Origin of the sequence: Zhongshania aliphaticivorans (assembly GCF_902705855.1) — a bacterium.
GTDB classification, from domain to species: domain Bacteria; phylum Pseudomonadota; class Gammaproteobacteria; order Pseudomonadales; family Spongiibacteraceae; genus Spongiibacter; species Spongiibacter aliphaticivorans_B.
Genome location: NZ_CACSIJ010000011.1, coordinates 165480 through 177036, shown reverse-complemented (window position 1 = coordinate 177036; position 11557 = coordinate 165480). Strand labels below are relative to the sequence as shown.

Here is an 11557-nt window from a genome sequence, read left to right as displayed (position 1 = left end):
ATGCCCTCACAAATAAACGATACCGTAGAAACACATGAATACTAATTTCCTCCAGCACATCAAATGGAATGACGACGGCTTAGTCGCCGCCATTGCCCAAGACGCCAGCAGTGGCCGGGTATTGATGATGGCTTGGATGAATGCAGAGTCTCTGCAGATCAGCGCTGAAACCGGCGACGCCGTGTATTGGTCGCGCTCACGCAGCAAACTGTGGCGCAAGGGCGAAAGCTCTGGAAACGTGCAAAAAATTCGCGCAATGGAGCTCGATTGCGATGGTGACGCCCTGCTTCTGCAAGTAGAGCAACTGGGTGGCATCGCCTGCCACACGGGCCGCCAAAGCTGCTTTTACCGCCGCCTAAACACCGGCGACTGGCAAACTACTGAAGCCGTATTAAAAGATCCAGCCACCATGTATCAAAACGTGGACAAATCATGACACAGTCAACGCTAGAACAACTTGACGCGGTATTAGCGTCACGCAAAGGTGCCGACCCAGACAGCTCTTATGTCGCCAGCTTGCACCACAAAGGCTTAAATAAAATTCTTGAAAAAGTCGGCGAAGAGGCAGTAGAAACCGTACTCGCAGCAAAAGACGCAGAGCGTGACGGCGACAACAGCAAACTTATTTATGAAACCGCCGATTTATGGTTCCATAGCTTGGTGATGCTTTCGCATCTAGGTGGTAATCATCAACAAGTGCTCGACGAACTCGCACGCCGTTTTGGGCTTTCTGGCTTAGACGAAAAAGCAGCACGAGACACTCAGTCTTAATTCAATCTACATTTCAATAAATACGTAATAGGGAAAATATTATGGGCTTAGGTGGCATCAGTATTTGGCAACTCTTAATCATTCTCGCCATTGTCGTTCTGCTTTTCGGCACCAAGAAACTCAAGGGCATGGGCAGCGACCTTGGCGGTGCCTTAAAAGGCTTTAAAGACAGTATGCAGAATGACGACGACGCCAAAAATCTAGAGAAGAAAGAGCAAGACGAGGCCGACGCGGCACAAAAAACTGAGAAAAAAGACGAGTCAAAACTGTAAATGTTTGATATTGGCTTTGCTGAGCTGCTAGTCATTGCCGTTCTCGGCCTACTTATTCTCGGCCCAGAACGCCTGCCCGGCGCGATTCGAACCACCTCTCTGTGGATCGGGCGACTACGCCGTAGCTTTAACGATATTCGCTCTGAAATTGAGAAAGAAGTTGGGGCCGATGAGATTCGCCGCCAACTCCACAATGAATCGATACTTGCCTCGCTCAAAGAAACAAAAAACTCGGTGAATAAAGAGTTAAACCGTGCCGGCGAGCAAATTTCGGAGATGGAGAACAGCATCCTTTCTAAAGAGAATATTAGCAAGCCTACCGCCGATACAGAAGAAAGCGCAACACCGCCTGAAGCGCCCACAGCTACTGATCAAGATAATAAACCATGAGTGATGCCGAACAGGATCAAAGCCAGCCGCTGATTGCCCATCTGACCGAACTGCGTGACCGGCTGCTACGCATCGTGCTAGCAGTACTTATTTGTACTTTGGGGCTATTCCCCTTCGCCAACACCATCTATAGCTTTGTCGCTGAGCCTATGCAACGCTTGCTGCCAGAAGGTAGCAGCATGATTGCAACCGAGATTGCGTCAACTTTTCTTACACCGTTTAAATTGGTATTGGTATCAGCGTTTTGTCTGGCTATGCCGGTTATTCTGCATCAGATATGGCAGTTCATTTCACCCGGCATGTACCGCCACGAAAAACGCATTGCCGCACCACTTCTGATTTCTAGCGTTGCCCTCTTTTACGCCGGCTTGGCCTTCGCCTATTACGTGGTATTTCCATTGGTATTTGGCTTTTTCAGCGGTATTACCCCTGAAGGCGTAAGCTACACACCAGATATTTCGCGCTTTTTAGACACCGCACTTAAGCTCTTCTTAGCGTTTGGGGTCGCCTTCGAGATTCCCATTGCGACCGTACTCGTCATCGCCTCAGGTGCGATCACGGCGAATGATCTTGCAGAGAAACGCCCTTACGTCATCATCGCCTGCTTTGTCTTTGGGATGCTACTAACACCGCCAGATGTAATCTCACAGATGCTATTAGCCGTGCCTATGTGGCTGCTGTTTGAGGTAGGGATTATATTTGGCAGGCTGGTTAAAAAGAAAAGAGCCGATACCGACGCCAAGGACGAGCAAGAATAGCACCCTAAAAGCACATCAATACTCGTCTGGCGGCGCCTCGTAGCCAAAGGCGAGATTTTCAAAACGGGTGTGCTTACCGATAAAGCTTAAGCGAGCGGTTCCGATGGGGCCGTTACGCTGCTTCCCGATAATGATCTCCGCCATACCCTTATCGGCAGATTCTTCGTTATAGACCTCATCACGATAAATAAACATGATGACATCAGCATCCTGCTCTATCGCACCCGATTCCCGCAAATCTGAGTTAATCGGCCGCTTATTCGGGCGTTGCTCCAAGGCTCGGTTTAGCTGAGACAGAGCCACAACGGGGCATTCAAATTCCTTTGCAATACCTTTCAAAGAACGCGAAATTTCGGAAATTTCTGCCGTACGGCCTTCACTGCCAGTGCCAGCCACTTTCATAAGCTGTAAATAATCGAGCATGATCATGCCGATACCACCGTGCTCACGAACGATTTTACGAGCACGAGAACGCACCTCCGTCGGCGTCAAAGCCGCGGTATCGTCAATAAACAACTGCTTATCTTTCAGCTTAGTTACTGCCGCACTCAGCTTTGGCCAATCTGCCTCTTCTAGCCGACCTGTGCGCACACGAGTTTGATCTATACGGCCAACAGACGACAACATCCGCATCATCAGCTGATTCGCCGGCATCTCCATACTGAACACCAGCATCGGTAAATCGCTGCTTAACAGCGCATTTTCCACCAAGTTCATCGCAAAGGTGGTTTTACCCATCGACGGTCGCGCCGCGACAATAATGAGATCTGATTTCTGCAGACCAGAGGTCATTTCATCGAGCTTTTCAAAACCCGTTGTTAAGCCAGTGATGGCATCATCGCTGTTAAACAGCTCATCAATTTTGTCTACAGCTTGCTTAAGCAAGGGATTAATAGGCGTGAGGCCACCCGTCTTTGGGCGCTCCTCAGAAATCTGCATGATGGCACGCTCGGCCTCATCCAGTATCTCGTCACTGTTACGCCCTTCAGGGTTAAAACTATTATCAGCTATCGCATTGGCGGCGCTAATCAAGGATCGAAACGTCGCTCGCTCTCTCACCGCCTGGGCGTAGGCACGTATATTTGCGACTGAGGGGGTATTACCGGCAATGTCAGCCAGATACGCGGCGCCACCGACGGATTCTAATTCACCAGACTTGGCGAGTGACTCCGCGAGTGTAACCACATCGATAGGCTGTTGAAGCTGAACAAGTCGCGCCATTTGCGCAAAAATCTTGCGATGCTCCGGGCGGAAAAAATCACCCTCACCGACGACGTCGGCAACTGAATCCCAACCTTCGTTGGCGATCATCAAGCCGCCAAGTACTGACTGCTCAGCTTCTACTGAGTGAGGGGGCAATTTCAGCTGGGCAAACTCACGCTCTTCAGCGAAGTCTGGTGGTGATTCTGGGTAAACGTCGGGATGCACTGGACCGCCACTACGCATTATAAGATCGGGCATTGTTGCAAAAAAAAAGCACCACCGCTACAAACAGCGGTCGTGCTTTTTACTCACATAGCTATATACACACCAAGTGCGTTACCCCAGCCTTATTTCGCCGGAGCCAATCTAGCTATTTTTTACGAAGCAGTCTTACTCAGCAACTACAACAATGCTGACAGTCTGTACTACATCGCTATGAAGTTGAATTGACACGTCGTAGCTGCCCAGATCGCGAATAGGACCCTCTGGCATACGTACTTCGCTTTTGTTCACTTCAACGCCAGCAGCAGATACTGCATCAGCAATATCACGAGTACCGATAGAGCCGAACAACTTACCGCCATCACCAGCGTTAGCGCCGATAGTCACAGTTAACTCAGCCAATTTGGCTGCACGCGCATCAGCAGTACTGCGTTTTTCTTCAGCAGCAGCTTCTAATCCAGCGCGACGAGTTTCAAACTCAGCAACGTTTGTTTTAGTGGCAGGAACAGCTTTGCCATAAGGGATCAGGAAGTTACGCCCGTAACCAGATTTAACGTTAACCTGATCACCCAGATTGCCAAGCTTGCCAATTTTCTCCAGCAGAATCACTTGCATGGTTCTAACCCTCTCAAATACGCCGACATATGCCTTGTCCTACTGTGCAGGACGAACCGGCAAACGCCGTCTAATATCAATCCAACTATCCACAATCGCTATCAATATCAGCGCCACCCAAAGTGGTCTCAATATCAACAGCGCTACGTAAAAAACTATTAACCAAGCGCGGCCTAAACCTAATCGACCAACAACACCATGCACCAAAGCCAGACCAGCGATTACGATAGGCATTACACACATCACAGCCCAAAATCGGTAATCACCACCAATTTTGCTTAGCAACAACATCAACGCCACAAGACCGATGGTTATCATTGGCGACAATCTTAGCTGCCACATCTCCAAGCGGAAACCGCCGGGATTGTATAGCAGCGCCTGCCACCATCGCGCTAGCATTACAGCCAGCGTACTCCACAACACCGCGCTCACACCGATTAATGCAGCAACATCACCGGTTGTGATTTCCGGAAATGCTCCCGGCGCCGAAGCCTGCATCTTTTGCAGCATCGGCTGCACAAGTTCAAGCACTGAGGCCAGATAGGCATTCGCAAATTGCGTCAGCAACAAGGCTGAAAACAAGCCTACCGCTACCGCAGTGATCAATGCATTTGCCCACTGCTGGGTGTTACGAAGTACAAGAGCCGTTACGGAAGCCCCTAGCAACATTGTCAGCGGACCGACATCTGCTCCGATTGTTGCTACAGCTATGGCCGGTAACAGTGCCCAAAAAACCACATAAGCACCTTCGGCCAAACCTTTACGTAGCAACACCAGTACTGCCGCTGCTACACCGACCCAAGCAAATACGAGCGTACCAACGCCCAAGCCTGCAACGGCTACCGCCTGCAAGCGCCCTTTCATAATAAATTCAGCTAAGGCGCGCATGGTATAACGTCTTTTTCTTACTTATGACTGTCTGTGTAAGGCAGTAAAGCCAAGAAACGCGCGCGCTTAATTGCAGTAGACAATTGGCGCTGGTATTTAGCATTCGTACCTGTGATACGGCTCGGTACAATTTTGCCTGTTTCAGAAACATAGGCTTTTAGGGTTTCCAAATCTTTATAATCGATTTGTTTAACGCCTTCCGCTGTAAAGCGGCAAAACTTACGACGACGGAAAAAACGTGCCATAACTATTCTCCTAACTCAGTCCGCAATTATTCAGCGTTATCTTCTGCCGTCTCGGCATCAGAATCGCTATCGTCATCAGCTGCTGACTCAGAGTCATCACGGCTGCGCTCTACACGTTGCTCGCTGCGGCTACGACGCTCACGGCTCTCTTTTTCCGCTTTCATGATTGGAGACTCTTCAGTCACCGCGTCATCGCAACGGATAATGAGGTTACGCAATACAGCGTCGTTGTAACGGAAGTTAGTAGTCAACTCTTCCACTGCTTCAGCAGACGCTTCAGCATTGATCAGCACGTAATGTGCTTTGTGGATTTTGTTGATAGGGTAAGCCAGTTGACGACGGCCCCAGTCTTCTAGACGGTGAACTTTACCACCGTCTTTTTCTATGGCTTGCGTATAACGCTCAACCATACCTGGTACCTGTTCGCTCTGGTCTGGATGAACCAGGAACACAATCTCGTAGTGACGCATTTTCAGCTCCTTACGGGTTAAGCCACCCTTTACGGTGTGACAAGGAGGACAACTCCACCTTTAATTAGGCGGAGTTACCATAAATCAAGAGCGCGGATTTTAGGCAAGGGAGCCGTCAGATGCAAGCTATTCGCACAAATATTAGCCAATAGCTGAAGATTGGCGCTGGCGAACAGCCTCAAACAGGCAAATTCCGGTCGCAACAGACACATTTAGACTGCTAACCGTGCCGGCCATAGGCAGCTTAGCCAAATAATCGCAGTTCTCGCGGGTTAGCCTGCGCATACCAGCGCCCTCGGCACCCAGCACCAGAGCAACCGGCCCACTCAGGTCACGCTCATACAATGACGCCTCTGCCTCACCAGCCAAGCCAACCACCCAAATACCTGCCTGCTGCATTTGCTGTAAACTGCGGGCAAGGTTAGTAACCTGAATAAAAGGCACCACATCGGCAGCGCCACAGGCGACCTTAAATACCGTTGCACCAAGCCCGACCGAATTATCTTTAGGCGCGACAACAGCAGTGACGCCAGCGGCATCCGCACTGCGCAAACACGCACCTAAATTATGAGGATCAGTAACACCGTCAAGCACTAATATCAGCGCAGCACTCCCCGCTGCAGCCACCAGATCGGGTAAATCTTTTTCGCGATATTCAGTTGCGGGCTCAACCACCGCAACAACACCCTGATGGCGGCCCTCTACCATCTTATCTAACTCTTCGCGGGGACGCTGAGCAACGCCAATTGACGCCGAGGCCGCCAACCCTAAGACCTCTTGCAAGCGCTTATCGCCCCGACCATTTTGCACATAAAGATTTTTAACGCGTTCAGGGTTGCGCGCCAAAACCGCCTGCACGGCGTGAATACCAAATATTTTTTCTGCCACAATAAGAACTCTATCGACTGCGACGCTTGCCAGAAGCGCCCGATTTTCTTGCAGCGGCGGTTTTAGCCCCCACTCCTGTTTTCTTTGCCTTTGCCGCTGGCGTTTTTTTCGCCGCTGCCTTTGGTGCCGCTGCCTTAGATTTAGCGCCGCGACGTTTCGCCGCACCACTCTTAGCTGGCGCCTTGCCTTTAGGGGTTTTAGCACCTGACGCCGGCATCACTCCTTTTGCTAAAGCCTCACGCACAGAAGGCTTTTGACGCTTTGCCGGCTCACCTGCCGGCAAAGCCAAATCTATTTTACGCTGATCAAGATCAACCCCCATCACCTGCACCCGCACGGTATCACCCAATTGGAATACTCGACGCGTGCGCTCACCAACAAGGCGCTGATGGGCTTGATCAAACTGGTAATAATCCTGCGGCAAGGCAGAGATATGCACTAAGCCTTCGATATATAAGTCTTTAAGCTCGACAAACATGCCGAAGCCGGTCACCGCTGCGATAACGCCATCAAACTCACTACCGACATGCTCCTGCAAAAATTCGCACTTCAAAAATGCCATTACATCGCGGCTGGCATCATCAGCTCGACGCTCAGCCATCGAGCAATGCATACCCTGCGCAACTAGCGCTTCCATATCATAGGGATAGATTTTTTTCCGACTTAGCGCCGGCGCACCATCTACTTTAAGGAAACACTTCGCTGCCTCGCCACCGCCGCTGCGCACTAAATAGCGCAAAGCGCGATGCACAAGCAAATCAGGGTAGCGACGTATGGGCGAGGTAAAATGGGTATAACCCGAATAGTGCAAACCAAAATGACCTTCGTTGTCGGGCTGATACACCGCCTGACTCAAAGAACGCAGCATCATTGTTTGAATGACCGCCGCATCGGGACGCTCACCCAAGCTCGACAACAGTAATTGATAATCTTTAGGGCTTGGCTCCACACCGCCACGTAGACCTAAACCAATCTCTTGTAAAAATGTGCGAAGGTTAGTCAGCTTTTGCTCACTAGGGCCATTATGAACGCGATACAAGGCCTCTAAGCCAGCACGATCCAATGCCTTGGCCGTGGCAACGTTTGCACACAACATGCACTCTTCTATTAAACGATGCGCGTCGTGGCGACGAATCGGCACAATCGCTTCAATCCGCTTTTCATCATTAAACACGATACGGGTTTCAACCGTTTCAAAATCGATGGCACCGCGCTCAGATCGCGCTTTACGCAAAACGTGATAAAGATCCTGCAAATCTTTTAGGTGCGGTAAGACAGCGCGATTTTTGCCTGTATCGTAGCTCGGATCAACCTCTTTAAGTTCCAGCAAAGCGCCCACTTCGTTATACGTCAGCCGCGCATGAGAGCGAATCAAACCTTCATAAAACTGGTAGCCGCTGAGTTTTCCCGTCGCACTAATGGTCATTTCACAGACCATCGTTAAGCGATCTACATTCGGTTTTAATGAGCACAAACCATTTGAAAGCGCCTCTGGCAGCATCGGCACAACTCGATCAGGAAAATAGACCGAGGTAGCGCGCTTATTCGCCTCTTCATCCAAGGCCGAGCCGACCTGAACATAATGCGAAACATCCGCAATCGCTACCCACAACCGCCAGCCACCCGATTTTTTCGGTTCACAATACACCGCGTCGTCAAAGTCGCGAGCATCCTCGCCGTCAATAGTGACCAGCGGTAACTCCCGCAGATCCACCCGATGCTTCTTATCTTTTTCTAAAGGCTCAGAACCAAAACGCCGCGCCTCGTCATCGACGGCTTCCGGCCACTCAAAAGGAATGTCGTGGCTACGAACCGCCAACTCGGTTGCCACACCCACGGTGCGACGATCACCCAAAACCTCAGTAATCCGACCGCGCGCCTGCTGACGTGCACCGGGCTGCTGGGTCAGCTCGACCATCACGTAATCGCCTTCTTTAGCGGTCGCAACGTCGTTATCTTCCAGTGCCAACCAATTTTGGATACGAGTATTTTCGGGCACCACCTGTGGCAAGCCTCGATGCATCATCAGCTTACCAACTAATTGCTGAGTATTATGCTCAACAACCTCAATAATCACGCCCTCACGCCGACCACGCTGATCAACACCGGTTACTTCAACCTTGACGACATCACCATCAAACACCTGCTGCATTTGGCGGTTCGCCAAATACACATCCTCATCTTCGCCATCAATAACCACGAACCCGAAACCGTCGCGATGCCCCTGCACCCGCCCGAGCATGGCGTCACCACCACTGATCGCACGCAAGCGCCCCCGCCGTCCCTCGATAATCTGACCGTCGCGAAGCATAGCTTTCACGCGACGCCGCAAACCCTCCTCCTGATCTTCGCCCTCGATCTCTAACTGCCGGCGCAACTGCGACAAGCTCAAACCATTCTCTACATCTTTCAACTGCTCGAGAATAAATTCGCGGCTGGGTACAGGATTATCGTAACGCGAAGCCTCGCGCTCGGCATGGGGATCGGGGAGATTGCGGCGTTTTGCCATTCAGTAAAACTTCCTTTGAAACGGGATTTAAAAACTTATTCGCTAGTGTAACGCAACCGTTGACAAAAATACTTTCTATCAGTAAATTGCGCGCCTCGGCATAATAGCCGCACACCTCCTGCCCAGGTGGTGAAATTGGTAGACACGCCAGCTTCAGGTGCTGGTCCTCGCAAGGGGGTGGAGGTTCAAGTCCTCTCCTGGGCACCAAAACAAAAACCCAAGTATTTTCAAAAACTTAAAAACAGCACCAACTGAAATTGCTGCCGTCGAATCACGCAAAAATTTAGTCCCCCAACAGCAAGCTCTCATATTTTCTGCCTTCATTATAGCTAAGCTCTCACGCTTAACTCCCTGCGCCCCACAATCTCTCAATAAAATGACGAGAATAAAAGACCTGCAAATCGATTACATATTGCTCGCTACAGATTTACACTCCAATCTTTGCAATCGCACGTCAAAACACCCATCGCCATATGAAAGAGGGGAATACACATATCAGCAATAAGGAACTGATTCTCATCGGCGGCGGCCATGCACATGTGCAAGTACTCAAATTGTGGGGCTTAAACCCACTTGCTGGCGTAAAGCTAACGTTGATTTCCCCGCAGCATCAAACACCATACTCTGGCATGCTACCCGGGCTTATTGCAGGTCACTACAGCCAAGCCGCTACCCATATAGATTTAATTCAACTCTGCCAGTTTGCAGGGGCGAAATTTATTCAAGCTAGCCTCGCGCACATTGACCTTGCAGGCAAACAGCTACACCTAAACGAAAACGATCGCACCATAAAATTCGACGTGCTGTCCCTTAATAGCGGTATTACGCCCAATTTAGCCATTGAGGGGGCTAGCACATTTGCCACCCCAGTTAAGCCCATCAGCGAGTTTTATCCGCGCTGGCAGCAAACGCTAAATGAACTTTGCTCAGGCAATTCCGCTAAATCTATTGGCGTGGTAGGTGGCGGCGCGGCGGGAGTCGAATTAATCATGGCGATGCAGCACGCGGTGTTGCATCACGCGGGCATTTCTCGCGAGGTCAGGTTTCACTTTGTTTATCGAAACGATGAGCCGCTTAAACAATTCCCGCGCCGCATTCGCCATCGCGCACACGCCGCACTAAGCAAGGCAGGCATCACTCTCCACAATCACAGCGAAGTGTACGAGTTAAAGCACAACAAAATGTATTTTGCAGATAAGCGCTCACTGCACTGCGATTATATATTTTGGTGTACCAGTGCAAGCGCACCAGAATGGCCAAAGAAATCAGGATTAGATACCAAGAAGCAGGGCTTTATTAGCGTGCATGACACGCTGCAATCGAGCAGCCATTCCTTTGTATTTGCGTCTGGTGATGTGGCGCAACAATACAATCACCCTCGACCACACGCTGGTGTGTTTGCCGTTAGACAAGGGCCGATTTTATTTCAGAATTTGCAAAGAAAACTATTAGCCAAACCCTTGGTAAAACACCACCCTCAGCAGCATTTTTTAAGCATACTCGCATTGGGCGACAAGGACGCAATTGCATATAGGCGCTTTTTTCCCGCTCTGCAAGGTCGCTGGGTATGGCGCTGGAAAGACACCATCGACCGGCGCTTTATGGCCATGTTTTCAAAGTTAAACTAAAGCAACACAGCCGCAGCAAACACGAGCAAACCAGCAGCACTAAGCAGAATAGTTTTTTGTTTATACGCAGTCGACATCCAGCCTAAATACATTCCACTGAGCATAATCAACATCAAGCCCACGGCAAACACAGTCTCGAGCAGGACATAAATTTTAGGCCCATGACCTTTATGTAATTCCATCATCATGGCCTGCAAATTTGGGTTGGCAACTTCTACATCCACCCCCGACTCAGTTTGTCTTAGGGTGTAATTTTGACGACTTGAGGGACGGGTATAAAAATTTGTACCGCGCACCCGAACCTCTTCTACCCTAGCGTCAATATCAAGAGTGGCGAGAATTGCGACAACATCGCTTCTTAAAGTTTGACTATCGGCGTCTAAGCGAGCGTCGGCTACGTGCCCGACTTCGCTACGAACTACTTCACCTTCGTAGTCCAACAGATACAAGCCGCCAGACAGCGCCATAATAATAACAATGGGTGAAAAGAAAGCGGCAAGGTATAGGTGAATAGTAACAATGAGTTTGCGCGACATCAGACTAAGCTCTTAGCAATGAAAATAGCCCCGAATTATCCCTGTTTACCCAGAACATTACAGCCATAGCCCGCCATAAATTATAGAAATATTCAGCCATCCATGAAATCAATTTGCCATCTTGTGACCATACCCCCGTAGCCATGTAGCCATATACGTATT

General features: G+C 50.0%; 14 protein-coding genes and 1 tRNA gene. 7 read left to right on the top strand and 8 right to left on the bottom strand.

Features of this window, described 5'->3' with window-relative positions; all coding sequences use genetic code 11:
- Positions 1 to 34 precede the first annotated feature (34 nt).
- Genes hisI through tatC form a run of 5 tightly spaced genes read left to right on the top strand, consistent with a single transcriptional unit; the run spans position 35 to position 2191 of the window.
- Positions 35 to 436 (top strand): phosphoribosyl-AMP cyclohydrolase, encoded by a 402-nt coding sequence (gene hisI / locus GVJ32_RS05260; RefSeq protein ID WP_159239007.1) that lies wholly within the window; start codon positions 35 to 37, stop codon positions 434 to 436.
- Positions 433 to 771: a phosphoribosyl-ATP diphosphatase gene (locus tag GVJ32_RS05255; protein ID WP_159239006.1), complete on the top strand. Its 339-nt coding sequence runs from the start codon at positions 433 to 435 to the stop codon at positions 769 to 771. Before hisI ends, GVJ32_RS05255 begins: the two co-directional genes overlap by 4 nt.
- Positions 772 to 812: 41 nt before the next feature.
- Positions 813 to 1043 (top strand): Sec-independent protein translocase subunit TatA, encoded by a 231-nt coding sequence (tatA, locus tag GVJ32_RS05250; protein WP_159239005.1) that lies wholly within the window; start codon positions 813 to 815, stop codon positions 1041 to 1043.
- Positions 1044 to 1433, top strand: a complete 390-nt coding sequence (gene tatB / locus GVJ32_RS18435; protein WP_159239004.1) for a Sec-independent protein translocase protein TatB — start codon at positions 1044 to 1046, stop codon at positions 1431 to 1433.
- Positions 1430 to 2191: a twin-arginine translocase subunit TatC gene (gene tatC, locus GVJ32_RS05240; RefSeq protein WP_159239003.1), complete on the top strand. Its 762-nt coding sequence runs from the start codon at positions 1430 to 1432 to the stop codon at positions 2189 to 2191. The genes tatB and tatC overlap by 4 nt, the downstream gene beginning before the upstream one ends.
- A gap of 15 nt (positions 2192 to 2206) precedes the next feature.
- On the opposite strand, the gene dnaB is transcribed toward tatC, so the two are convergent.
- The 7 genes from dnaB to rnr all read right to left on the bottom strand — a co-directional run bounded on the left by dnaB (position 2207) and on the right by rnr (position 9231).
- Complete coding sequence (gene dnaB / locus GVJ32_RS05235; protein ID WP_235035047.1) at positions 2207 to 3637, bottom strand: replicative DNA helicase; 1431 nt, start codon at positions 3635 to 3637, stop codon at positions 2207 to 2209.
- 147 nt (positions 3638 to 3784) lie between these two features.
- Positions 3785 to 4231, bottom strand: coding sequence for a 50S ribosomal protein L9 (rplI, locus tag GVJ32_RS05230; RefSeq protein WP_159239001.1), 447 nt, complete (start codon positions 4229 to 4231; stop codon positions 3785 to 3787).
- A 39-nt stretch (positions 4232 to 4270) separates the two neighbouring features.
- On the bottom strand, positions 4271 to 5119 hold the full coding sequence (locus tag GVJ32_RS05225) for a hypothetical protein (protein WP_159239000.1): 849 nt from the start codon (positions 5117 to 5119) through the stop codon (positions 4271 to 4273).
- A 17-nt stretch (positions 5120 to 5136) separates the two neighbouring features.
- Positions 5137 to 5364, bottom strand: a complete 228-nt coding sequence (rpsR, locus tag GVJ32_RS05220) for a 30S ribosomal protein S18 (protein ID WP_159238999.1) — start codon at positions 5362 to 5364, stop codon at positions 5137 to 5139.
- A gap of 26 nt (positions 5365 to 5390) precedes the next feature.
- Positions 5391 to 5834 carry a 30S ribosomal protein S6 gene (rpsF, locus tag GVJ32_RS05215; RefSeq protein ID WP_159238998.1) on the bottom strand — a complete coding sequence of 148 codons (444 nt, stop codon included), beginning with the start codon at positions 5832 to 5834 and terminating at the stop codon, positions 5391 to 5393.
- 141 nt (positions 5835 to 5975) lie between these two features.
- Positions 5976 to 6722 carry a 23S rRNA (guanosine(2251)-2'-O)-methyltransferase RlmB gene (gene rlmB, locus GVJ32_RS05210; RefSeq protein ID WP_159238997.1) on the bottom strand — a complete coding sequence of 249 codons (747 nt, stop codon included), beginning with the start codon at positions 6720 to 6722 and terminating at the stop codon, positions 5976 to 5978.
- A 10-nt stretch (positions 6723 to 6732) separates the two neighbouring features.
- Entirely contained in the window at positions 6733 to 9231 is a 2499-nt protein-coding gene (gene rnr / locus GVJ32_RS05205; protein ID WP_159238996.1) for a ribonuclease R, read from the bottom strand.
- A 120-nt stretch (positions 9232 to 9351) separates the two neighbouring features.
- On the opposite strand from rnr, the gene GVJ32_RS05200 reads away from it, so the two are divergent.
- Both GVJ32_RS05200 and GVJ32_RS05195 read left to right on the top strand, forming a co-directional pair.
- Positions 9352 to 9438: transfer RNA gene (locus tag GVJ32_RS05200), tRNA-Leu, on the top strand.
- 266 nt (positions 9439 to 9704) lie between these two features.
- Complete coding sequence (locus GVJ32_RS05195; protein WP_159238995.1) at positions 9705 to 10859, top strand: FAD-dependent oxidoreductase; 1155 nt, start codon at positions 9705 to 9707, stop codon at positions 10857 to 10859.
- On the opposite strand, the gene GVJ32_RS05190 is transcribed toward GVJ32_RS05195, so the two are convergent.
- Positions 10856 to 11395, bottom strand: coding sequence for a PepSY domain-containing protein (locus GVJ32_RS05190; protein ID WP_159238994.1), 540 nt, complete (start codon positions 11393 to 11395; stop codon positions 10856 to 10858). The genes GVJ32_RS05195 and GVJ32_RS05190 overlap by 4 nt on opposite strands.
- Between the last annotated feature and the right edge of the window lie 162 nt (positions 11396 to 11557).

Bases quoted from the DNA above. Each gene is read 5' to 3' on its own strand.
- hisI (WP_159239007.1), top strand. From the start codon at position 35: ATGAATACTAATTTCCTCCAGCACATCAAATGGAATGACGACGGCTTA.
- GVJ32_RS05255 (WP_159239006.1), top strand. From the start codon at position 433: ATGACACAGTCAACGCTAGAACAACTTGACGCGGTATTAGCGTCACGC.
- tatA (WP_159239005.1), top strand. From the start codon at position 813: ATGGGCTTAGGTGGCATCAGTATTTGGCAACTCTTAATCATTCTCGCC.
- tatB (WP_159239004.1), top strand. From the start codon at position 1,044: ATGTTTGATATTGGCTTTGCTGAGCTGCTAGTCATTGCCGTTCTCGGC.
- tatC (WP_159239003.1), top strand. From the start codon at position 1,430: ATGAGTGATGCCGAACAGGATCAAAGCCAGCCGCTGATTGCCCATCTG.
- dnaB (WP_235035047.1), bottom strand. From the start codon at position 3,637: ATGCGTAGTGGCGGTCCAGTGCATCCCGACGTTTACCCAGAATCACCA.
- rplI (WP_159239001.1), bottom strand. From the start codon at position 4,231: ATGCAAGTGATTCTGCTGGAGAAAATTGGCAAGCTTGGCAATCTGGGT.
- GVJ32_RS05225 (WP_159239000.1), bottom strand. From the start codon at position 5,119: ATGCGCGCCTTAGCTGAATTTATTATGAAAGGGCGCTTGCAGGCGGTA.
- rpsR (WP_159238999.1), bottom strand. From the start codon at position 5,364: ATGGCACGTTTTTTCCGTCGTCGTAAGTTTTGCCGCTTTACAGCGGAA.
- rpsF (WP_159238998.1), bottom strand. From the start codon at position 5,834: ATGCGTCACTACGAGATTGTGTTCCTGGTTCATCCAGACCAGAGCGAA.
- rnr (WP_159238996.1), bottom strand. From the start codon at position 9,231: ATGGCAAAACGCCGCAATCTCCCCGATCCCCATGCCGAGCGCGAGGCT.
- GVJ32_RS05195 (WP_159238995.1), top strand. From the start codon at position 9,705: ATGAAAGAGGGGAATACACATATCAGCAATAAGGAACTGATTCTCATC.
- GVJ32_RS05190 (WP_159238994.1), bottom strand. From the start codon at position 11,395: ATGTCGCGCAAACTCATTGTTACTATTCACCTATACCTTGCCGCTTTC.